Here is a 23,071-nt window from a genome sequence, read left to right as displayed (position 1 = left end):
AGGCCGGCTTTCGCCGGCCTTTTCATTGGCGTCTCCGTGGGCGCCGCTCCGCTGACGGGCGGATGGATGGATCGGTTTACAGCGCCGACGTGTCGGTGAACACGGTCGGGTCCGGCAGGTGGTCGGCGAGCCAGCCGGGATCGAGCTGCAGCGCCTGCAGCAGTTCGTCCGGCAACGCGCCGATCGTCTCCGCCACGCTCGCCTTGGGGCCGACGGCGATCTCCGCCAGCAGCGTGGCCACGTGCACGATGGCGCCCAGGCGGCAGAACGAGGGGCTGGCCAGCGGGTCGGAGGCCGTCTCCAGCGCACGCACCACCTCGTCGGGGAATTTCCACTGCCGCGCCAGTTCGGCCGTGATCTGCCCTTCGGTGAAGCCCAGCAGGCTCTGCTCGCGCTGCCAGCGGCCGCCGGGCAGGTGCGGCAGGCGTTCGATCTCCACGATCTCGCTCGGCGCCTTCTGGGCGATGATCAGCTCGCCCAGCCGCACCATGAAGCCCGTGAGCCACGATTGCTGCACATCGGTGCCCAGCGCCCGCGCCAGCCACTGCGCGTAGCCGGCGCAGGCCATGCTTTCCTTCCAGAACTCCTGCCGGTCCACGCCCGGCGCGTCGGCGAACGAACCCGTCATGCACGCCGCCAGGGCCAGCGTGCGCACCTGGTTGAGCCCCACCATGTTGATGGCGTCGTCGAGCGAGGAGACCTGGCGCGGCAGCCCGAACCGCGCGCTGTTGGCCATGCGGACCAGCTTGGCGGTGAGCGAAGGGTCCTTGGAGATGGCGGTGCGCACCTTCTCGAAGGGGATGTCGTCGTCGTGCAGGGTCTGGATCAGGCTGTGGGCCACCTCGGGCATGGTGGGCAGCTTGACCTCCTGGAGGAAAGCGGCGAGTGCGGGCATGCGGACGACCTTTTCTTGAAGGGGGTGTGCAGGCCGGCCTTCCAGCCCGCTGGTGTTTTTGTATCACCGTCTCGGCGCCCGCCGGGCAGGGAATTCACCAGCCCGCGGGTTTGTGCTGCCCTGGCAACGGCGGACCCCGCAGCCCTGCCCATGCCCTTGCAGGCCATGGCCGCTTGCGCTATGCGCCCAGCCGGAAGGTGCGCTCCAGCGCCACCGTCAGGCGGTCGGCCAGGCGGTTCGAGGCGGCCTGCGTGGGGTGGATGCCGTCGGTCGTGTCCCTGTCCACCGAAAACGGCATCGAATCCCAGTGCGCATGCACCGTGCGTGTGTCGGCCGCCACCCGGCGGATGGCCGCATTGATCGCCTGCATGGTGGCGAGCGCCGCGGGGCCGAAGATCTTGTCGGAGACCGGGGTGATCCCGGTGACCACGGCGGCATGCCCCAGCGAATGCACGAAGCCGATGAGGCCGCGGTAATCGTCCTCGAACGCCTCGATGTCGAAGCCGGGACGTGCGTGGTCGTTCACCCCCACCTGCAGGACCACGATGCGCGACGGGTGCGGCTCGGTATCGAACGGGCCCTGCGGCCCGCGGGGGAAAAGCTCGGGCGGCGCACTGTCGAAAGGCGCCTCGTAGCCCCGCACCAGGTCGTACGCCTGGAGGCCGGCCGCCGTGCGGTCGTCGATCACCCAGTGCGGGCGCCTGGCCAAAATGCGCTGCGCCGGCGTTTGCGCGTGCCGCCAGGTCGTGGACGCGGGATCGAAGCCGAACAGAATGCTGTCGCCGTCAAGCTCCACCGAGCATGGCCGCTGCGGGCCGAAAACTGCATCTCCCATGGATTCCCTTTTTTATCTGGTTGCATAGCGTCCGGCCACGGTTGCCGGATCACTTCGCAGTCCACCACAACCCCGCTGAAACCACAACGGACGCAGTGGCAGATAACCCCACGAACATCTGGATGCAATTGAGGCTGTTGCGCCGCACAAACGCGCGGTGCCGATGGGCAGGCATCGCCAGCATAATGCGGACCCGATTCAAAGCTAAGAAACAATTTCTCGCATGACTAATCGCCGGGTAACAATTCAAACGCCTCTGGGAGAGGCGTTGCAATTCAGGCAATTGAAAGGAAGCGAGGCGCTGTCCGCGTTGTTTGAATTCGAGATCGACCTGATCTCCAAGAACAAGGGCATCGACCCGAAAGCCTTGCTGGGCCTCGCTGCCACGGTCGTGGTGGAGACCGAGGGACTGGGCCGGCGTTACCTGGACGGTATTGCCACGGGCTTTGGCATGCAGGGCCAGGACACTTCGGCCAATTACGCCTACCGCATGGTGCTGCGCCCCTGGCTGTGGCTGGCCACGCGGCGCAGCGATTTCAAGATCTTCCAGGAAATGACCGTCCCGGATATCGTGGAGAGCGTGCTGCAGAAATACGGCCAGCCGATGCAGAAAAAGCTCTCCCGGGCTTATCGCGTGCGGCCGTATACCGTGCAATACCACGAGACCGATTTCGCCTTCATCGCGCGGCTGTGCGAATCCGAAGGCATTTACTGGTATTTCGAACACCAGCCCGGCAGCCACACGCTGGTGTTCGCCGACGACGTGATGGGCTCGCACAGCCCGCTGCCGGGCGGCCATGTGATTCCCTTCCACCCGCCGGGCAAGACCGCCCTGGCCGACCGGGAACACATCTTTTCCTGGCACATGGGCCAGCAGGTGCAGCCCGGCCGGGCCTACCTGGACGACTACGACTTCAAGAAGCCGCGCGCCGATCTGTCCGACATGCGCCAGTCCCCGCCAGGGCATGCCCACGACAGCTACGAGAGGTACGAGTGGCCCGGGGGCTACACCGAGTTTTCCGATGGGGAAACCTACACCCGGCTGCAGATGGAAACCGGCCTGGCCGGCCACCACCGCGCCCACGCGAAGTTGAACAAGCGCAGCATCGCCCCCGGCTACACCATCGTGCTGGACAACTACCCGCGCGAAGACCAGAACCAGCAGTACCTGGTGGTGTCGGTCGAGTACTACCTGGAGGAAAACGCCCAGGCCAGCCTGGGCCTGAACGGCGTGGGCCAGACCCAGGGCGGGTCGATCCAGCGCTTTTCGATGGAGGTGCACCCCACCGCCATGCCCTACCGCCCCGTCGTCGCCACGCCCCGCCCTCGCACCACGGGCCCGCAGACGGCCGTGGTGGTGGGCCCGCCGGGCGAGGAGATCTGGACCGACCAGTACGGCCGGGTGAAGGTGCAGTTCCACTGGGACCGCATCGGGGCGATGGATGAGAACTCCAGCTGCTGGGTGCGCGTGTCCTCCACCTGGGCGGGGCCGCAGTTCGGCAACGTGTTCATTCCGCGCATCGGCATGGAGGTGATCGTCGACTTCCTCAACGGCGACCCGGACTACCCCATCATCCTGGGCTGCGTGTACAACGCCGACAACATGCCCCCCTGGGGCCTGCCCGGCAACGCGACGCAGTCGGGCATCAAGACCAAATCGAGCAAGGGCGGCGCCTTCGGCCCGGGCCTGAAGAATGGCGCCGGCGACGCGAACGCGCTGCGCTTCGAAGACAAGGCCGGCGCCGAGCAGCTGTGGCTGCATGCGCAGAAAGACCAGCTCACCGAAGTCGAGAACGACGAGGACAAGTGGGTGGGCAATGATCGGCGCAAGACCATCGACCGGGACGAGACCAACGTCATTCACCGCGACCGCACCGAGACCGTGGACCGCGATGAAAAGATCACCGTGCACAACAACCGCACGGAGCGCGTGGATCACGACGAGAAGATCAGCATCGGCGACAACCGTCGCGAGGACGTGGGCATCGACGAGACGGTGAGCATCGGCAAGAACCGCACCAAGACCATCGGCAGGAACGAGAAGGACAAGATCGGCAGCAACTGGTCGATCAAGGTCGGCAAGTTCAAGACCGAGACCATCGGCATCGCCTCGATGCAGAACGTGGGCGTCGGCCGCATGGAGAACGTGGGCGTGGTCTACAACCTCAACGTGGGCGCCATCATGGCCACCATCGTGGGCAAGAACCAGAGCACCACCGTGGGCAGCGACCAGGACGTCAAGGTCGGCACCAACCAGAGCACGGTGGTGGGCACCAAGTACAGCCTCAACGTGGGAGGCGGTGGCGGGGGCGGCGGAGATGCCGGCGGCGGCATGGCCAAGAACGTGACCGCGCCCTCGGGCGGTGGCGAAGGCGGCGGGGGAGCCGGCTCCAGCATCACCATGGATGCCGAAACGATCACCCTGAAGGTGGGCTCCAGCTCGCTCATCCTCCAGGCCGACGGCACCATCACCGTGAACGGCAACAGCATCCGCCTCATCGGCGCAAGCGACGTCACCACGCTTTCCGGAGGCATCCATGAAAACTGATTCCCGCATGCTCCGAAGCACCCCGCCTTCGGAAGGCCCCGCCGCCGACCCCGCCACCGCGTGGTCGCTCCAGCCCGCCCAGGTCCTGCGCCAGGATGCGGATGGAACCGTGGTCCTTCGCTGCCAGGGCCGCGAATACCGCGCGGAACTGGCCTCTCAAGTGCCCGGCGTGATCGAAGGCCAATTCGTGCTGGCCGCGCTGGGTTCCGGGCAGGAAGCACCGGCATCGGGCGGCGGGCCCCTGCCCTCGCTGATCGTCGCCGCCTGGCCCTGCCCCGGCGCGCCGGCCACACCGCCCTGGCAGTTCGACCGGGCCACCGGCGCGCTGTCGCTCGAAGTGACCCACCTGGACGTGAGTGCGGTGAGCCGCGTGCTGCTGCGCTGCGCCGATGCGCGCATGCAGTTTTCCCAGGACGGCTCGGTCGAGACCCGGGGTCACCAGATCACCTCGGCCGCCGTCGAAACCCATCGCATCGAAGGCGGCTCCATCGAGTTGAACTGACCCGGTTCGCCGCGATGCATCGCGCCTGCGTCCGCTGTGCGATGCCCTGGCTGCCCTCTCCGGTTCCGATAGGGTTTCCGACGGTGCCGCTGCCTGCTTGCTTTTCTTCGCCTGGCCCATGATCACTCGCCTTCGCCCTTCCGCGCCCCCTCCACTGCCCGGCATGCTGGCCCGGCAGATGGGCATCGCCGTGCGCGCCTATGGGCGCCGGGCGGGGCTTCTGCGCCCGGCCTACACCGTCCGGGCCCTCAAGGCCGTCGATCAGCGGCTGGACGCGCTGATGGACGTCTGCCGCTACTACGGGCCGGCGTGCCTGGACGAATTGGCCTGCGTGGAGGCGCAGGCGCAGACCCGCCCCGAAGAAATCGCGGGGGCGGCCTTCGTGCGCATCGCGCTCGCGGAGCGGTACGAACCCGATGCGTCCGTGCGACTGGAGGGGATCGCCCGCCTGCTCGCGGCCCAACCCATGTCCGTTCGGGACGCGCTGTGGTTCTATGCCGCGCCGCAGACCTGCGGCCACCTGCTGGCATCGAACGACGCGCACCTGCTGGCCTGCGGTGTGGAGCTGGCCGGGCGGCTCGCCCTGCCCGAGCACATCGCCGGGGTGCACGCGGCAGCGGTGCGCGGCGCGGACCCGGATGCGTGCCTGCTGGCCTGCGCGCGCATGGGGCAGGTGCCCCCCCGGGCAGAAGAACAATGGAAGGCCGTGCTGCAAGGTCAGGACCTCGCCCGGCAGATCACCGCGCTGCAGGCTCTGGGCACCATGGGCGGCCATCGGCTGAAGCCTGAACTGCGGCACTACATCGACCGCATTACCGCCGCAGACGGCCCCACCGAGCAATCGCACCCCGTGGGCTGGGCCGCCGCGGCCGACGCAGCGCTGGCGCTGTGGACCGCGCGCGAACCCGAAACGGCCCTGGGCGCCGTCCTGCAAGGGCTTCGGGTGCCCAACGACACCGCGCTGCGGGTCGCCGCCCTCGCGGGGCGCATCGAAGGGCTGCTGCCGGTGCTCGATTTCATCGAGCGGCAAGACCGGCCCGTGGAGCCCGGCGAACGCGACCTGCTGCGTCTGGTGTTCGGGCAGGTGCCGGGCGAGCTGACGAACACCCAAGGCACGGCCGGCGAGCGCCAGCGCGCCTTGCGCGTCCTCGCCTGCCAGGTGTTCGCGGCCAACGGCTGCACGGGGCTGGAGCCGGCCCACATCACCCGCTGGACGGACGCCGCGCTCAAGGACCGCCTCTGGGCGCTCGATGCCATCCGCATTCGTTCGGGCGGGCCGATCACGCAGACCCATCGCCTCGCGCAAGCCTTCAACGTCGGCCATGCGCTGCGAAGCTGGCTCTACATGGAGCATGCGGCAGTGACCCACCGCCCGTTTCCGCTATCCCACGAGGACCTTGCCGCACGGCAGATGGCCGCTGTGGAAACCGTGCAGCTCATGGACAGCCTGCAAGCCGATCCGCCCGCGCCATGACGTGCCCGGTTCTCAACCACACGCCGTTCCGCGCGCAGGTCTTTCCGCACCGCGATGCCGAGCGGCGCAGCGCGGCCCTGGTGATCGTCAAGGGCACGTGGCAGCTGGCGGCCGCCCCGGGCCTGCCACCCCGGCTCGCGGCGGCACAGGACCAGGCCGCCATCTCCCGCGAGGGCGAGCGCCAGACACTCGGCAACCTGCCCCTGGACGCCGCCCAGGCCGCCGCCACCGCACCCCGCGCGCATGAACTCTGGACCTGCCTGGAATCCGAGTACGTGCCGCCCAAGCCCCGCTTCGATTGCATCGTGAACGGCTGGGCGGTCGCACCGCAAGGCCGACCCGTGCCAAGCATCGACGCCGCGGTGGACTACCTGGCCCATGGCGGGTCGCGGCGCCTGATCGAACTGCGCGCGTTCGCGCCACGCACCTGGCTGCCGGAACTGGGGGCCATCGGCAGGCTGCGGGCCTCTGGCGAGGCCACCGCGTCGCGCATTCCGCTGCTGCGCCCCTTCGCCTTCGGCGGGCAGGAGAAAGACCCGCAGACGGGCCATGTGAACGCCTTCGAGCCCAACCCGGAGGGCATGGGCTGGTACCGCAGCGCGGCCGCCGCCCGGGGCGCGCCGCTGCCGTGGCTCGAACCGCTGGACCGGGCCATCATCACCTGGGACGACACCCTCGAACCCATCGCCCTCGGCCACGTGTCCCCCCACCACGTTCCGCGCCGCGACCTGCAGGGCACCTTCGGCGACACCTGGCAATCGACCCGCGCGCCCGACCTGCCCGAGGACTTCGACCCGCGCCACCACAACGCCGCGCCCGATGCGCTGCAGCTGCGCGAAAGCCCCCGCCCGGGCCATGCCCTGGTCCTGCACGGCATGTCGGAAGGGGCCCCGTTGTATTTCACGTGGCCCCCGCTCGCGCTGACCGTGCAGGCGGAGACCGCCGGCGGCACCCTGCTCCCACCCCAGGAACTGCGTTGGGACACGCTGCTGGTGGACACCGCAACGCAGCGCGCCTCGCTGCTGTGGCGCGCCGTGATCGTGCCGCCCGCGCTGGAGCGGCTCGGCCTGGTCCACGTCACGGCCCACGCCCGCGCGCCACGAGCGGCCTCTTCGTCTCCGGCCCTCTCCCTGAATTGAATCGCTTCGACATGTCCACCCCTTCCACGGCCCCCGCCACTTCCGCCGCGCCAGGCCTTTGGCACATCGCGCACGCCGGCGCCATCACCTCGGCCGGCACCAGTGCCTGGCAATCCGCTGCCTCATGGGTCGGTCAGCAAAAGCGGTTCCAGAAAAAGATCCACCCCGACATCGGGCCCCAGGCGATCACCACCGCACCGTGCCCGGAGATCACGGCCGGCCAGACGGATCTCCCCCGCCTGGCCCGGCTGCTCGGCGCGGCGCTGGCCGACATGGTGTCTTCGATGACACCGCAGAACACCAACCCCGCAGAGGCCGCGCCCAGCCGCATCGCGCTGGCCCTGCCCGAGCGGCTGAGCGACCGCGACGGCGCCGAGCTTTGGCTGCAGGCCCTGGCCGAACTCGGGCGCTGGGCGGGCTCCGGGGCCAGCGCAGCGCTCGGTGCCGTGCCGTGCCACATCGCCCGCGGCGGTTCCACGGCGGGCTTTGCTGCACTGCAGGCCCTCGGAACATGCCCTCGTCCAGTCGAGCATGCACCCGGCGCAGCCGCCTTGCTGATGGCCGTGGACAGCCTTCTCGACGCCACCACACTGCAGGACGCCTACGGCCGTGGTGCGTTGCTCACGGACCGGCATGGCGATGGATGCATCGCCAGCGAAGCCGCCGCCGCGCTCTGGCTGCAAGCCGCCCCGGACACGCGGGATGCCACCGGGCGCGGGCTGGTGCTGCACCCGCCTGCGCTGGCGGCCCAGGCTACTGCGCATCGCCGCCCCCAGCAGGACCCGGAACCCGGCGCGCTGCAGGAGGTGCTGCGCTCGGCACTGGCCCAAGCGGGCTGGCAAGCGGACAACGTGGGCTATACCGTCTCGGACTTCGACGGGTCCACCTGGCGCGCCATGGCACAGATCAGCGCCCGGGCGCGGGTGGCGCCAGCGTGGGACCCCATCGACTGGGAGCCCGCGACCGCGATCGGGCAGGTCGGTGCGGCCACCGGCCCGGTGCACTGGGCCCTGGCCGCGCAGCGCGTGCGCCACGATGCGCGCGCGCCCAACTCCATCCTGTCGTGGGCGCTGGACGAAGGCACCGCCGCTGCCGCCGTGGCACTGGAGCGCACCCTTCCCACCGAGGCGGCCGCGCAGCGCAGCCCCAGCGCCCCTGCGGCCGGCACCGGCCCGGCGGCCCCGACCTACTCGGCCCGCTTTCTCCAGAACAAGAACCAACAATTGCAAGGGAAGTAAAAACGCATGGGCACGCACATCTTCAGCGGCGGCGAGGGCGCGATCACGCAGGTGGCCAACGGCTGGACGTTCGATCCGGCCACGCCCGTCAAGCTCAAGACCAGCGGCAAGCAGGGCACGGCCTGGCACAGCAACAACAGCAAGGCCATCCTCATACCGTTGGGCACCATCAAGGAACACGGCACCGACATGTCCAACCGCTACGGCGCGATGGACCGCGGCAAGCACGATCCTTCCAGCACCATCGTGGGCTGGTTCACCAACGTCCGTGACCATGTGAACCAGCATGTCACCTACGTCAAATCCGTCGTGCACGAGGCCGGCGAGATGGTCGTCAATGGCGTGACCACCCTCACCAACGCCATCTTGGTTCGGCTCTCGCCCGAGACCCAGAAGATGATCGACAACGCCGGCAAGGTGTTGAAAGGCATGGAGGCCCGCCACTTCGGCCAGGCAGCCCAGGAAGAGGTAGATGCGATCATGGAGATGCTCAAGGACCCGTCCACCTATGTGGGCCTGGGCGTGTCGATCGCAGCCACGGCCGTGCAGGGCGTCCCCATCGTCGGCCAGATCGCCGGCGGCGCCGTGATGGCCGACCGCGTGGTCGGCACGGGCCAGGCGGCCGTGCAGGCGGCCGAGGAGATCCGTTCCATCACCGAGACCTGGGGCTCGGAGATGACCCCCGCGCAACTGGAGGCCGCCCGCGTGCGCCTGGCCAAGTGGCTGCTGGGCAGCGGTGCGGCCCTGCTGGCCGCGATCGCGGGCAAGCGCTTCAAGCGCAAGACGCAGACCGAGGGCAAGAACGACACGCACCCCACCAATGAGCACAGCGACCGCCAGCACCCCAATGGCAAGGGCCCGTGCGAATCGTGCGCCATCGGCGGGCCGGTCATCCTGTCCAGCGGCCAGAAGCTCATGGACGAGACCGACTTCACCCTGCCCGGCCCCATTCCCCTGGTCTGGCGCCGCCGCTACCGCTCGGGTCTCGCCGAGGACGGCCCCTGGGGCCGCGGCTGGAGCCACCCGATGGCGCAGGAGCTGCGCCTGTCCGCCGACGGCATGGTGCTGCTCGACGAAGCGGGCCGCCATGTGCCGTTGCCGCACGTCGCTCTGGGCGGCGAGTGGTTCGACCCGTATGAGAAGTTCACCGTGCGCCATCCAGAGGACGGCCTGTGGGTCGTCGCGCACAAGGGCGGACTGGAGCACCACTACCGCCAGCATGCGCCTGAGCAATGGCGGCTGCCGCTGGCCCGGCTGCAGGATGCCAACGGCAATGCCGTGGCACTGCATTGGGCGGCGGGCGACACCGATACCGCCACGGGCGAGGTGCTGACCTGGAGCGCGCGGCAGGCCCGCGAGCAGGCCATGGCCGATGGCGGCGTCAGTGTGGCCAGTGCAGGGTCGTTTGCGTCTCCCTTCGCGCTGCCGCGCTTGGTCGGCCTGTCCGATTCGGCGGGGCGGCAAGTGCGGCTGGCCTGGACGCCGCACACCCCCGATGCTGTGCCCACCGACCCGCTGGGTGGCGCACGCCTGGCCGCCGTCGAGCTGCTGGCGCCCGGCCAATCCGCGCCCCAGGTGTTGGCCCGTTATGCCTACGACGCGCAAGGCCAGCTCGTCGCCACGCACCACGGCGACCTGCCCTACCGCCAGTACGCCTGGCGCTCGGGCGTGCTGGTCGGCTACCGCAAGGCCAGCGGCCACCGCTACTTCGCCCAGTACGACGCGGAAGGCCCGCAGGGCCGCGTGCTGCGCTCATGGTGCGCCGATGCGCCCATCCCCGGCCAGGACGATGACCGCTTCGCCTACCTGCCGCACGAACGCATCACCCGCCACACCGATGGCCTGGGGCGCGTGACCGCCTACCACTGGGACGCGCGCTTCAACATCGTGGCCACCGTCACTGCCGAGGGCACACCCGAGGAATTGAGGGAAGAGACGCCGTTCGATGCCACCGGCACGGCCAAAGGGAGCACCGATCCGCTGGGCCGGCGCACCACGCTGCGCCACGACGCGCGTGGCAACCTCACGCAGATCACCAACGCCCTGGGGCAGTCCACTGCGCTGCAGTACAACGCGATGGACTTGGTGACGACGCTGCGCGATGCGATGGGCTTCGAGTGGCGGCGTGCCTACGACCGCCATGGCAATCTGGTGCAGATGACCGATCCGCTCGGGCAGACCACGGCGTACCAGTACGACGGCCTGGGCCGGCCGGTGGAGGTGATCGATGCCAAGGGCGGCAAGAAGGTGCTGCGCTGGGACGAGGCGGGCAACCTGATTGCCTACACCGACTGCTCGGGCCGCACCACGCGCTTTGCCTACGACGCGTTGGGGCAGCTGGTGCAGCGCACCGATGCGCTGGGGCAGGCAACGCGCTACGCCTACGACAGCGCGGGCCGGCTCGTCCATGTGGCCGAGCCCGGCACGGACAGCGCCACCGCCTTGCACCAGTACACCTGGAACGGCGAAGGCCACCTGCTCGCCTATACCGATCCGCTGGGCGCCACGACGCGCTACACCTACGACGGCGTGGGCCGGCCCCTGACCCGCATAGATGCCGCCGGACGCACCCTGGCCTACCACTACGACCGCGCGGGCCGCCTGATCGCCCTGGACAACGAGAACCGTGCGCAGACCACCTTCCGCTACAACCTGCGCGACCAGCTCACCGACGAGATCGGATTCGATGGCCGCTGGCAGCGCTACGTGTACAACGCCGCCAGCGAATTGACCCACCTGATCGAGGCGGGCGGCAGCGAGGCCGGGCCGGGCAAGGTCACCCACTTCGAGCGCGACGCGCTGGGCCGGCTGCTGGCCAAGCGCGCCCATGGCGACGAAGGCCCGCCCGAGGAGACCACCTACCGCTACGACGCGCTGGGCCGGCTGACCCAGGCGAACAATGGCGCCGCGCACCTGGCCTTCGCCTACGACCCGGTGGGGCAGCTATTGAGCGAAACGCAGACGCTCATCGGCCAGGGTGGCCCCGGTCTGCCGCCACGGATAGGCCGAGCAGCAATGGCCGGCCGTCAGGACATGCAGCGCAGCTTGCGCCACCAGTACGACCCGCTGGGCAACCGCACGCAGACGCTGCTGCCCGATGGGCGCACGCTGAACTGGCTGTTCTACGGCTCCGGCCACCTACACCAGATCAACATCGCCCAGCCCGAGGTTACGGGCCATGCGCCTTTGCCGCATCAGGTCATCGCCGACATGGAACGCGATTCCCTGCACCGCGAGGTCGAGCGCAGCCAGGGGGCTGTCTCCAGCCGCTACGAGTACGACCCTGCGGGACGGCTGGTGCACCACCGCGCCGGATATCGCACCAGCGGCAACATCGCCACGCAGCCCGTACTGGAGCGGGCCTATGCCTACGACCTCTCAGGCCAGCTGGTGGCCCGGGGTGACACCCTGCGCGGGCGCCAGGACTTCCGCTACGACCCCACGGGCCGCATCCTGGCCGCCCTGCCCGGGGCTGGCAGCCACCAGCCGCGGGAGTTGTTCGCGTTCGACCCCGCAGGCAATCTGCTGGATGGCGACGAGGCGCAGGTCGGGCAACAAAATGCGGCCAACGGTCGGACCGGTCTGGGCGTGGTCGGTGACAACCGCCTGCGCTTCTACCAGGACCTGCACTTCGAGTACGACGTGCACGGCAATGTGACCAAGCGCACGCGGGGCAATCAGAAAGCGGGGCACCATGAGGTGGTCCAGCTGCGCTGGAATGCCGATCACCAACTGGTGGAGGCCAGCACCACGCGCCATGGGGTCACTCAAACGACGCGCTATGCCTATGACGCGCTGGGGCGGCGAGTGTCCAAGGCGGACTCGTTCGGCACCACGCACTTCCTGTGGGATGGCGATCTGATGGTGCACAGCCAGCGTGGGGGCAAGGAGGCGCTGTTCGTGTACGAGCCCGACAGCTTCGTGCCGTTGGCAAGCATCCAGGGCACCGAAGAAAAACGGCACACCTACTGGTACCAGTGCGACCAGATCGGAGCGCCGCTGGAGTTGACGGATGCCCAAGGGCGCATCGCCTGGGCGGCGGACTACAAGGTGTGGGGAGAGGCCACGCTGCGGACCGTGGCGAGGACAGGAACGGATGGCGGCCTTATCCAGCGTCGCATGGGGCATGGACCGGGAACGGACCAGAGCAACGGTGCCGGCGCCCGTTCATCCATCCTCCCGCCCATTGAGCAACCCTTCCGGTTCCAGGGGCAGCAGTTCGATGAAGAAACCGGGCTGCACTACAACCGGTTCCGATACTACGACCCGACTGTGGGGCGGTTTGCCAGTCAAGACCCAATTGGCCTAAAAGGAGACGCGAACTTTTATTTTTACGTTGTTAATCCATTTGGCGATATTGACGCCTATGGATTAATGCCTAAGAAAGCCCCCTCTAAAGTTGCACTACCAGATGGCGCGGGAGCAACACCGAGCGATATACAAAAAAGCAAGGTTGGAGGAGGAACTCGAACGGGACAACAGGAGTGCCGGGACAAACTTTTAGCGGCAGCTGGCGGGACCTTTAAATGTTGGCGATGCGGCCAGACCTCAACAAATCCCGCAGATATGCATCTAGGACACAAAAATGTCCCAACATCAAAAGGTGGAAATTTAGCCGATGAAAATATTGCACTAGAAGGAGCTGCCTGCAATCTCAGTGCTGGAAATAGTGGTTATGCAAAAGATGGCATGTCATGTGTTGAAAGAGGCAGCTGTGGAGCCCCATATGGAAGATAATTTTTCAATTATTAAAATTCTTGCCGGCCATAATAAAAATGGCCCCGTTCACGAGGAACTACCCGCAATGCCATTAGACGACGGATCATATCGATTGCTCGCGTCGCCTGGATTGGCATTAGGACTGGCAAAAAATGATCTCATATCATTAAACGAAGAAGGTAAAGCTCGACTATTAAAGCATGGTGGCAATTTTTGCATACAGATTTACCTAGAAAATCTGGACGAAGCAAAAATTTCAAGAATAACGGAGTTAGTTCATAGCAAACTTGCCGGTTCGATTGATGGAACAGGCGGGGGAGCGCTCGCATTTTCCATACCGATCAGCAATGGCTTCGAAAAAACAAATGATATTTTTGATCAAGTGCGCTCAATCGCGGAATCCGAGTATTTTTATTCAAATATATACAAAAATCCCGAAAACCCAAATGATGAAACATTGACGGACTGGGCAGATAAATTGGAGACGTAAAGCAAGGAAAATTAAAGTGCTACGCAACATCAGAAGTTGGGCGGCTTCGTCTTGATGGACTATCCTTTATTCGCTATGCATTCAATAGCAGTTAAGCCAATCAAAACTAAGGGAGCGGGCATTTTTCGCCTTGGGAGAAGTTGTTACATAACCGTCAGTCCTAGCAGATGGGAACCTCTCAAAACCTTTGAGGTTGCAAGTCTGAGCGTTGCAACGCGTTGGTTTATAAGGGCGCTGAGTGGCTGGGATCCGGGTTTTAGGTTCCCAGATGGCGCACAGGTCCAAGTAGCATTTGCCATGAGCAAACCGACAGGTTACAGAGATACAAGTCCGAGCTTGCGTCCTCAACAGGTTTACGAGTACTGACACAATTTGATCTCAGAGATACCGAGAATTTATGCAAAAAGCATTCAAATTTAGTGACTGGTCACTGCTTTTTTTGATTTCTGCTGCGGCACTTATGGGAATACTCCATATCGCATTCGGCTTGTCAAAGGTAATTGATGTTATGTCCGGACAGACAGCCGCAGCTTGGATCCAGGCAATAGGCTCCGTAGCAGCAATTGGGGTTGCAATTTGGGTAGCAAACGGCACGGAAAGACATGCACGAGAAAGTTCACGAGCCTCCGCAAAACACTTTGTCCGCATGGCGAATGATGCTATTGGCGGTCTCTGGGTTGCAAGTAAGCACACAAGTGAAGAGGCGCATGTTCAAAAAAGCAGATTTCTGGCAGAACTCAAAGAGGTTCAGCTCATTGGTCAGACGGTCAATCTCGAATATTTGGAATCCAAACTTTTGGACTGTGTGCTCACTGCCAGAACACTTGTTGCTCGGTGCTCTGAAGTCGCCAAAGACATGCATAGATTTCCGGCTCCAAAGGAAACACCAGCTTTTGTTGCATCCCCCAGAGATGGGTTCACGATAAGTAAAGCGTTGATCACAACCAGCAAGGATAAGATTGAAGAATTGGACGCCATCGCTCAAACACTTTGAGCGATCTAGCTACGAGCGATGCTTGGCTGAAAACAGGGGTTTTGCAAACCCTCTCAAACGGGGTTTGCATACTTTCCCCAGCATCAAAGTAAATGCAGCTACCGCTTCGCGCTACAGCGTTCATCCATGCTTCGCTATGCATTCAATAGCAACCAAGCCAATCAGCACTAGGGCATCCGCCGCTTTTTACTCAGATCTTTGGTGCGCGTGACTCTTTCTGCCCACTTTGCTCCTGAATCAATAGCTAACGAAGCATGCGACACCTGCGCTGGCGGCCTAAAACAGTCTTAATGGTTTTCCTCCCTCTCTTCTCCTGATGGGCACGCACATCTTCAGCGGCGGCGAGGGCGCGATCACGCAGGTGGCCAACGGCTGGACATTCGATCCGGCCACGCCCGTCAAGCTCAAGACCAGCGGCAAGCAGGGCACGGCCTGGCACAGCAACAACAGCAAAGCCATCCTGATCCCGCTGGGCACCATCAAGGAACACGGCACCGACATGTCCAACCGCTACGGCGCGATGGACCGCGGCAAGCACGATCCTTCCAGCACCATCGTGGGCTGGTTCACCAACGTCCGTGACCATGTGAACCAGCATGTCATCTGCCGAATATGACGCGGCTGGTCGATTGATCCACCATCGAATCGGTCATCGCGCCAGCGGCAATGTGGCGGCATCGCAGCCGTTGCTGGAGCGGGCCTATGCCTACGATCTCTCGGGCCAACTGGTGGCCCGGGGCGACACCCTGCGCGGGCGCCAGGACTTCCGCTACGACCCCACGGGCCGCATCCTGGCCGCCCTGCCCGGGGCTGGCAGCCACCAGCCGCGCGAACTGTTCGCGTTCGATCCGGCGGACAATCTGCTGGATGGCGACGATGCGCAGGTCGGGCGGCAACACAGCAGCGAAGCCAGGGCCGGCCTGGGCGTGGTGGGTGACAACCGCCTGCGCTTCTACCAGGACATGCACTTCGAGTACGACGTGCACGGCAATGTGACGAAGCGCACGCGGGGCAATCAGAAAGGTGGCAACGCCAGCATCACGACGCTGCGATGGAACGCGAACCATCAATTGGTCGAAGCCATCACCGAACGCCATGGCGTGACGCAGACCACGCGGTATGCCTATGACGCGCTGGGGCGCCGGGTAACCAAATCCGACAGCTTTGGCACCACCTTCTTCCCGTGGGATGGCGACCTGATGGTGCACAGCCAACGGGGAGGCAGGGAAAGCCTGTTTGTCTACGAGCCCGACAGCTTTGTGCCGCTGGCCAGCATCCAAGGTACAGAGGAAAACCGGCACACCTACTGGTACCAGTGCGACCAGATCGGGGCGCCGCTGGAGCTGACGGATGCGCAAGGGCGCATCGCTTGGGCGGCGGATTACAAGGTGTGGGGAGAGGCCACGCTGCGGACCGTGGCGAGGACAGGAACAGATGGCGGCCTTATCCAGCGTCGAATGGGACATGGGCCGGGAACTGACCACATCGAAAGCGCTAGCAGTTGTTCATCCGCTCCGCCACCCATTGAGCAACCCTTCCGATTTCAGGGGCAGCAGTTCGATGAGGAAATTGGGCTGAACTACAACCGGTTTCGTTATTATGATCCGATCATAGGGCGGTTTGCTAATCAAGATCCAATTGGTTTGAATGGGGGAATTAACCTCTTTCAATATGCCTCAAATCCAAATACATGGATTGACCCTTTAGGACTTAATCGACTGCCCAAAGCAGGTCGATACCATGGCCCAAAACCTCAATACGAAAACCCTGGACATCATGATCCCTCGTCAGGAAAATTCAGAGGAGGAGGTTCAAAAACATCGACGCTTCCATGCAATCATGCAGCACTGGCCAAACGTTCTGTCCCCGACGCAAAAGGACAACATTGGTATGCAATTGATGACAAAGGAGTAATTCATCGCTTTGGAAATAGTAACGACGGGAAAATGCACTGGAATGGTGATGAATCTCAAGGTCGAGGACTGGAAATTCCTTCTGATGTTGAAAAGCGACTGAGAAAAATGCATAAAGAGGGCAAAGCAGTACCTTCTTGCTAGACAACCAAAATGAACAACGAAATTACATATCCGGTAGAAATTTCTCTTCAAACACAGGAGATATTTTGCAATATTCTCATAAAAATCAACGATCACATTATAGGAAATCCAGACGCGTGGTCAGTCTGCGGACTTTTGGAACAAGAAATTCAAATCACCATAGATAGGCTAACCAAAAATAACGGCGTAGTTGTATTAAATGAAAATATAGAGGAAAGCTTCAATAAAATTAATATTAATTATGAAGCACTCGAAAAATTTAGCGCCATACCAATAAATAACGAGATTTTTGATGGTGAATTTGCATTTATTGCAACAACCAATCAAAGAAATTACCTTTTTATTTGGAAAGATTATGAATCAAAAAAAATAATCGGGGAAAAAATAAATTTCACCAGGTACATAGAAGATTTAGAAAAAGTTAAGAAAAAAATATCAGATCAATTATTGAGCTTAGAAGAATAAAGGAAAATTCAGTCATTCAGCAGATTTTGATTTCAACTAATCACCTCAACAGTCTGTTTGCTAAAAACCAGTTGCAACGACCCTCGCCGACACAAACCTGCCACAGCCATTGGCCAAATGCTTTGCACTGTGTTGTTTTTTCGCCATTTGCTATTTATTTAATAGCAACAATGCCAATTATGACTAAGGCATCTATCACTTTTCATCCTCTTTTTTCTTGATGTACCGATTAACCTTCCATAACTCCTAAATCCATAAAATTTAAGGATGGCCTAATTGTGCTGACGGCAATCTCAAGGCGGCAGTCCCGTCGCGGCCGAAACCAAATAAGACGTCAAAACAGCGAGGCGTCTTGCCAAAGAGAAAGGACTTTGCAGATGAGCTCGTTAAATGCAATTGAAATCATTACAAAATGGTATCAAATCAAATGCAACGGCCAATGGGAGCATGAATTTGGGATTGAAATCAAAAACATCGACAATCCAGGATGGTGCATTCAAATAAAAGATGATGATAAAAGAACACCGTTCACCTACGCGACAGAATCTTCAGATCAGAACTGGGTACATATCAAGGCTACAGAATACAGTTTTTCCGCCTATGGCGGCCCCATTAATTTAAATGAAATATTAAGACAGGCAGCCACATGGTTAACCAAAGAGTAATAATTAATTTTCAAACCATCTGAATTCAAAAAATTAATTACAATTCATTATTTTAATCATTATAAACGCTAGGCAAGAAAATTCGCAATTCGCTGATCAAACAAAACAACACTCAGCTGCAGCAAGGAGTCTATTCGGGCTTAGCATATTAATTGACGAAGAAAATAGCGTTTGCACTACCCTTTCCAATGCCTCCCCACCAGACTGGCCTATCAAAGCTTGGATGTACATCCTTCAAATGAATATATGAATGATAGGATAACAACAGTCTCCAAGACTGGATAGCGGGCTACACGTATACGCCCTAAGCCGCTATATATCCAATGTCAAAAATTCCTCAGTCGAGAGTGAGAAATAAAATTACCTAAAAATAAAGCTACCGAAAGAACTTTTTCTGGTCATGGCAAGGAATCCAGAGGAAAGCATAAAACCAGCATCGCGGCAAACAAAACCCCCCGCTGAATATTTTTCAATTGCTTGCGTATGATGCGTCAGAAACAAGGCGTCGAGTAGTTAATTACAGATTCGCCCATGAGTTGGAAAATGCGCAAAGATCGTAGTCAGCGGTACATACCTGCGCCGCGCCTGAGCAATGACTTCCGGCGGTTGCATAAAGAAAGGAAACCGCCCCGCTTCTATAGCGCAGTTGCCGCCGCACCAGCCGCGTACTACTCCCCAGTGCGGCACACACACCAGGAGTCCGAACCATGAAGTCCTCTTCGAAGTACGTATTTCTCTGCGCATCGCTCACGCTGGCCTGCGCCGCCTCGGCACAGGCCTTGCCTGATTTGGTGGTGCCCAGCGTTGATTCGCCCAACCTCGATGGCGGTGTCATCACGGTGCAGGTCAAGAACCAGGGTGCAGGGCCCTCTGCTGCCTGCTACTTGGCGCTGCGCGTCGTGCCGCCCGGCGGCAGCCTCAAGGTGTTCAGCCCCAAGATCCCGGCGCTTCAACCCGGTCAGCAGGTGGCGCTGTCGGTTCAGACCGGGTTCCTGCTGTCGCAAGCCGAATACGAGGCGATTGCGGACCGGTCCAACACGGTCCAGGAGACCAACGAGGCCAACAACCGCAACAAAGGGCAGTTCGGCGGCAAGCCCTGACCCCCTGACGCGAAAGGGGTGCATGCAGCCTGTTGATCAGGCCATGGCGACAGCGTGCTTGGCTTGGCCGCGACAGGTGGCCTCGCGTACTTGACCGGGGCACCGATGCCACGCGCGCTGCGTGTGTACCTCGGAAAGAGGCGCCCGCGCCGGCGCCTCCATCCATCCGCCCGGCGATGGATGGGGTTCAGCCCGGAGCGGTGGGTGGCATGGCCGATGCCTCGTCCCCCACCGCTCCCGCGCACACCGACTCAGGTGAAGTTCAACGATCGAACGCTGGCGCTGGTTCTCACGTCGTGGCGGATGCCCATCATCCCGTTCACGCCCCGGATGTCGCTGGCCGACTGTTCGTTAGCATTGATCAAGAAGCGCGCCTCGCGGTAGCCCGGGTCCTTGTGGATGGTGTCGATCTCGCGCTCGGCATGCTTGGCGGCTTCCTTGTCGCCCAGCTTTTCCGAGAGTGCGCGGTCCGCCTCCAGCAGGTTGCTGGTCTCCACATGGTTGGGGCCCCACTCCCAATACAGCTGCGACGTGCCGGTCAGGTCGCGGTGCTCGCGCAGCTGGCCCGCGAATTCGCCGAGGATCTTCTTTTCGGTCTGCACGGCGTGGTCGCGGTCCGCCCCGTGCCGGGCGGGGAAGAACTTCTTGGCCTTGTCTTCGGCGAAGTTTTCCACGTCCGCCGCCAGGTTGTTCACGAAGTCCTTGCTGGTGACCAAGGTCTGCGTGGCAAAGCTGGTGGGCAGCTCCTGGTCGTCGTACAGGATGCGGGTGGTGGTGCGCGTCTCGCCATCCCGGAAGAGATCGGCGGAAGCGGAGCCGAAGGTGGCCGCCCCCAGCGATGTCATGCTGGTGACGGCATCCACGGGAGGCTGCCCCGGCACGGCCGCCGGCGCGGTGGCGCCTTCGATCAGCCCGCTCAGCGATGCCAGCGCGCCTGTCACGGTGGCTTTGAACGCCTTGGACTCGGACTCGCGAATGACCTTGAGCGTGCCCGAGGTGTCACGATACTCGAGGGTGCCCAGCCGCATCTCCCCGCCGACACTTGCCTGGGGCATTCCCACGCGCAAGTCGCCCACCGTCATCCCAACGCCTCCGGACGTGCTGCCGGTGAGGCGGTGGTCCTTTTGCCGCACTTCGAATGCGCCGATGGAGATCGTGTCGCCGAACTCCTGGTAGGCACGCTTGACGAGCGAAGACTGGTCTTCCTTGTTGCCCGGGGCTTGGTAGGGGCCGGCTTCATCGGGCACGCCGATCAGCAGCTTGATCAGGCGGGCCTTCTGCTGCGCCAGGTCCCGGTCCCCGCCCACGCCGCCGGACTTGTGGCGGGGAAATCCGAACACCGCGCCTTCCTGGTCCAGTAGTTCATAGCTGTGGCCCACGTCGCCACCGACAAAGGCGGAAAACGATGCAGCCTCGGTCTTGCCGACGCTGAAACCCAGCGAGGCGCCCGCTCCTTCCTGCACCCGCTTGACGGTGGAGACGCTCATGCGCAGCGAGCTGCGGTCTGTGGAGACGCCGGACTCGAAGGAAACGATGCGGGTGCGCCCGCCGCCCAGGTCGGCACGGAGGGACACGGTGCCGGCGGACAGGAGGCCCGAGATGACCTCGGTCACGTTCCGGGTGGTGCCCTGGGTGTTGCCCGCGTTGGCCAGCGAGAACCCCGATCCCAGTTCTTCGCCGCGAATCATCGATGCGAGGATTTCCGCCGCTTCGACGCGGGTCTTGCCTTTCATCGCGGTATTGGGTGGCACGCTCACCTGAGGGTCTTGCGACACGCGGGCGAATGCGGTCGAGAAGGCCTTCCAGTCGGGTTGGCCGGCTTCGTGCCGGTAGGTTTGCATCTCCAGGGCCGACTGCGCGTCGGACGGCCCGCCCGCATCGCCGGACCATGCCAGCAGCCGGGCGGGGGTGAGGGGCAGGTTCTGTTCAGCGAGCGCAGCATCCACCAGTGCGCCGATCGGGTCGGCCAGGCCGGCGTCGTCGGGTGCCGCCTCCGGCAACTGGATGGCCGCCATCACCGCCTGGCGCACCTGGGCGATGGCAGGTTCCGACAGGTTGTCGCCGCGCGCCAGGCGGGGCAGCAGCAGCGCCTCGGACTTGGCGCGCAGAAGGATCTCGGAGCGCACCATGTTGCGCAGCAGAGAACCGCCCGCGCCGCTGTCATCCAGCAGCGCCTGCGCGTCCACGGTGTCCTGTGCACTGGGCAGCGCGCCGTTCTCCAGGCCTCCACGCGCCTTAATGGTGGACTCCAGCACATCGACCATGTCCTTCATGGCCCGGCCTTCGTGGATGCCGCCGATGTGCGACAGCTCGAAACCCATGTTCTTGCCGCGCGAGGACACGATGGCGTCGTAGCCGTAGAAGGGGCTCTTGCCGTGGTGCAGCGAGCCGTAGCGCAACGTGTCCGCGATGCGCTGAAAGCCCGTGGGCGATGCGATGGCGCGGTTCAGGTGCATGCCCACGCCCTTGGCCGCACGCGACTCGGTCTTGTGGAACTCGCTCTTGCTGCCGTCCGGGTTGCGGGGCTTGTCGGTGGCCATGCCACCACGGAGCATCTGCACGGCGAAACGGCAGCCATGGACCTCCTGGATGGCGGGGTCGAGCTCATCGCGCACGGCCAGCAGCGCTTTCTCGGCCAGCGAGAGCGAGGATCCGTTGGCAATGGGCGCCCCCGCGCGGCCGGGCCAGCCATTGGGCGTGGCCTGTATGGTCCTGCCCAGCCGGCCATGGTCGAACATGCTGGCCGGATCGAGTCCAGGGACGGGGTTGGCTGCGGCGCGCGCCATGCGCGCCACTTCGGCGGCGGCACGCAGATACGCGCGCATCGGGCCGCGTTGCGCCGCGGCCAGGGCCGGCGCGCCATCCGCCGCGCCCTCGGGCTTCGCGGTGATCTTGCTCAGCAGGTCCAGTCCCTTGGCCCCTGGAGTGCTTTCGATCTCGGCCGCGAATTTCCAGGCCAGCTGCACCTCGGCGCTGACGCCGTCTGCGGGCGGAGCCAGCAGGTCGGCCACCAGGCGCACTTGCGGCAGGGCCTGCAGGAGGCGCTCGGCTTGCGCCGTGTCCTTGCTGTGGGCGGCAAGCGCCTTGACCAGGACGACGGACTCGCCAACCGAGATGCCCGTGGCGGCCTTCAGTTGCAGCACGCTGGCTTCCAAGGCTTTCTTCCGGTTGGCTGGACCATCGAAGTAATTCACGATGGTTCCGAAGATGGTGGGCTCCTTCCGGAGATCTTCGGCACGCCTGCCCTCCTTGGGCAAGGTGCGGCCGACACGGGGCGCGGCCTGCTGCAGCGTTTTGGGCACCTTGACGGCCGAAGCGCCTTCCTGGCCGACGAAGCTGCCGAACTTCGGCGCGGCGGACGAGACATTGCTCCGGAACGGGTTCCAGGGAGGCGACGTGGTGGTGCTCGAGATACCGAAGCCGTGCTTGAACGCACCTTCCTTGATGCCCTCGGTGACCTTCTTGAGCTTGGACAGGCCGTCCTGGCGCCGCAGGTCCTGGGCTGGGATCTCGCTTGCGGCAGCCCCATCGGCAGCCGACGGGGCCGAACTGCGTCGGCTGTTGACGCTGATGCTGTCGTCACCGTCACCGCCCCCGTCGTCCTCGCTTTGCACGTGCTGCGACTCGATCTCGATCTCGGAGTTGCCCCCGTCGAAGACGATGTCCGAGTCCGCGCTGTCGTTGCGCGCATGTTGCGGCTCGATCACGACGCCGAGATCGACCACATCGAAGTCGATGTCGGCATCCGCACTGCCGGAATGAGCACCTTCGCTCTGCACTCGCGCATGTGTCGGTACCGACTGCTTGGCGCCGATCTCGACGATCTCATCGCGCTCGGCCATTTCAAAGGCCTCCGGCTCTTCCGGAGAACTCGAAACACCCTCTGAGGGGTTGGGTATGACACCGGAGGTCGATGCATAAGCCGCCGCCTGAATGGAAGGCTTGCGCAG

At 63.3% G+C, this 23,071-nt stretch carries 16 protein-coding genes; 13 read left to right on the top strand and 3 right to left on the bottom strand.

The window, feature by feature from the left end; genetic code table 11:
• Window positions 1-76: 76 nt before the first annotated feature.
• Both AVTE2539_RS03280 and AVTE2539_RS03275 read right to left on the bottom strand, forming a co-directional pair.
• Window positions 77-895: an HDOD domain-containing protein gene (locus AVTE2539_RS03280; protein WP_284407686.1), complete on the bottom strand. Its 819-nt coding sequence runs from the start codon at window positions 893-895 to the stop codon at window positions 77-79.
• A 178-nt stretch (window positions 896-1,073) separates the two neighbouring features.
• Complete coding sequence (locus tag AVTE2539_RS03275) at window positions 1,074-1,730, bottom strand: SGNH/GDSL hydrolase family protein (protein ID WP_284408345.1); 657 nt, start codon at window positions 1,728-1,730, stop codon at window positions 1,074-1,076.
• A 223-nt stretch (window positions 1,731-1,953) separates the two neighbouring features.
• On the opposite strand from AVTE2539_RS03275, the gene AVTE2539_RS03270 reads away from it, so the two are divergent.
• The 13 genes from AVTE2539_RS03270 (at window position 1,954) to AVTE2539_RS03210 (ending at window position 19,121) form a co-directional block, all read left to right on the top strand.
• Complete coding sequence (locus tag AVTE2539_RS03270; RefSeq protein WP_284408344.1) at window positions 1,954-4,278, top strand: type VI secretion system Vgr family protein; 2,325 nt, start codon at window positions 1,954-1,956, stop codon at window positions 4,276-4,278.
• Window positions 4,268-4,780: a hypothetical protein gene (locus AVTE2539_RS03265; protein WP_284408343.1), complete on the top strand. Its 513-nt coding sequence runs from the start codon at window positions 4,268-4,270 to the stop codon at window positions 4,778-4,780. Before AVTE2539_RS03270 ends, AVTE2539_RS03265 begins: the two co-directional genes overlap by 11 nt.
• A gap of 118 nt (window positions 4,781-4,898) precedes the next feature.
• Entirely contained in the window at window positions 4,899-6,254 is a 1,356-nt protein-coding gene (locus tag AVTE2539_RS03260; protein WP_284408342.1) for a hypothetical protein, read from the top strand.
• Window positions 6,251-7,393: a DUF2169 family type VI secretion system accessory protein gene (locus AVTE2539_RS03255; RefSeq protein WP_284408341.1), complete on the top strand. Its 1,143-nt coding sequence runs from the start codon at window positions 6,251-6,253 to the stop codon at window positions 7,391-7,393. The genes AVTE2539_RS03260 and AVTE2539_RS03255 overlap by 4 nt, the downstream gene beginning before the upstream one ends.
• A gap of 11 nt (window positions 7,394-7,404) precedes the next feature.
• A complete protein-coding gene (locus AVTE2539_RS03250; RefSeq protein WP_284408340.1) occupies window positions 7,405-8,631 on the top strand; it encodes a hypothetical protein in 1,227 nt (408 codons plus the stop codon).
• 6 nt (window positions 8,632-8,637) lie between these two features.
• The gene (locus AVTE2539_RS03245; RefSeq protein ID WP_284408339.1) at window positions 8,638-13,368 is read left to right on the top strand and encodes a DUF6531 domain-containing protein; all 4,731 of its coding nucleotides are present in this window, start codon (window positions 8,638-8,640) and stop codon (window positions 13,366-13,368) included.
• Window positions 13,358-13,840: a DUF4265 domain-containing protein gene (locus tag AVTE2539_RS03240; RefSeq protein WP_284408338.1), complete on the top strand. Its 483-nt coding sequence runs from the start codon at window positions 13,358-13,360 to the stop codon at window positions 13,838-13,840. The genes AVTE2539_RS03245 and AVTE2539_RS03240 overlap by 11 nt, the downstream gene beginning before the upstream one ends.
• A 397-nt stretch (window positions 13,841-14,237) precedes the next feature.
• Window positions 14,238-14,834 carry a hypothetical protein gene (locus tag AVTE2539_RS03235; RefSeq protein ID WP_284408337.1) on the top strand — a complete coding sequence of 199 codons (597 nt, stop codon included), beginning with the start codon at window positions 14,238-14,240 and terminating at the stop codon, window positions 14,832-14,834.
• 316 nt (window positions 14,835-15,150) lie between these two features.
• Entirely contained in the window at window positions 15,151-15,450 is a 300-nt protein-coding gene (locus tag AVTE2539_RS03230) for a hypothetical protein (protein ID WP_284408336.1), read from the top strand.
• Window positions 15,431-16,891 (top strand): RHS repeat-associated core domain-containing protein, encoded by a 1,461-nt coding sequence (locus AVTE2539_RS03225; RefSeq protein ID WP_284408335.1) that lies wholly within the window; start codon window positions 15,431-15,433, stop codon window positions 16,889-16,891. The genes AVTE2539_RS03230 and AVTE2539_RS03225 overlap by 20 nt, the downstream gene beginning before the upstream one ends.
• A 9-nt stretch (window positions 16,892-16,900) precedes the next feature.
• Window positions 16,901-17,356 carry a hypothetical protein gene (locus tag AVTE2539_RS03220; protein WP_284408334.1) on the top strand — a complete coding sequence of 152 codons (456 nt, stop codon included), beginning with the start codon at window positions 16,901-16,903 and terminating at the stop codon, window positions 17,354-17,356.
• A 377-nt stretch (window positions 17,357-17,733) separates the two neighbouring features.
• Window positions 17,734-18,021, top strand: coding sequence for an Imm53 family immunity protein (locus AVTE2539_RS03215; RefSeq protein WP_284408333.1), 288 nt, complete (start codon window positions 17,734-17,736; stop codon window positions 18,019-18,021).
• A 707-nt stretch (window positions 18,022-18,728) separates the two neighbouring features.
• Window positions 18,729-19,121, top strand: coding sequence for a CARDB domain-containing protein (locus AVTE2539_RS03210; RefSeq protein ID WP_284408332.1), 393 nt, complete (start codon window positions 18,729-18,731; stop codon window positions 19,119-19,121).
• A gap of 251 nt (window positions 19,122-19,372) precedes the next feature.
• Here the strand turns inward: AVTE2539_RS03210 and AVTE2539_RS03205 are convergent, their stop codons facing one another.
• Window positions 19,373-22,963, bottom strand: coding sequence for a hypothetical protein (locus AVTE2539_RS03205; protein ID WP_284408331.1), 3,591 nt, complete (start codon window positions 22,961-22,963; stop codon window positions 19,373-19,375).
• Window positions 22,964-23,071 lie beyond the last annotated feature (108 nt).

The organism is Acidovorax sp. SUPP2539 (genome assembly GCF_030158975.1).
Taxonomy (GTDB): domain Bacteria; phylum Pseudomonadota; class Gammaproteobacteria; order Burkholderiales; family Burkholderiaceae_C; genus Paracidovorax.
Note: the sequence above shows the minus strand (reverse complement) of the source record. Positions and strands in the feature narration are given on the sequence as shown.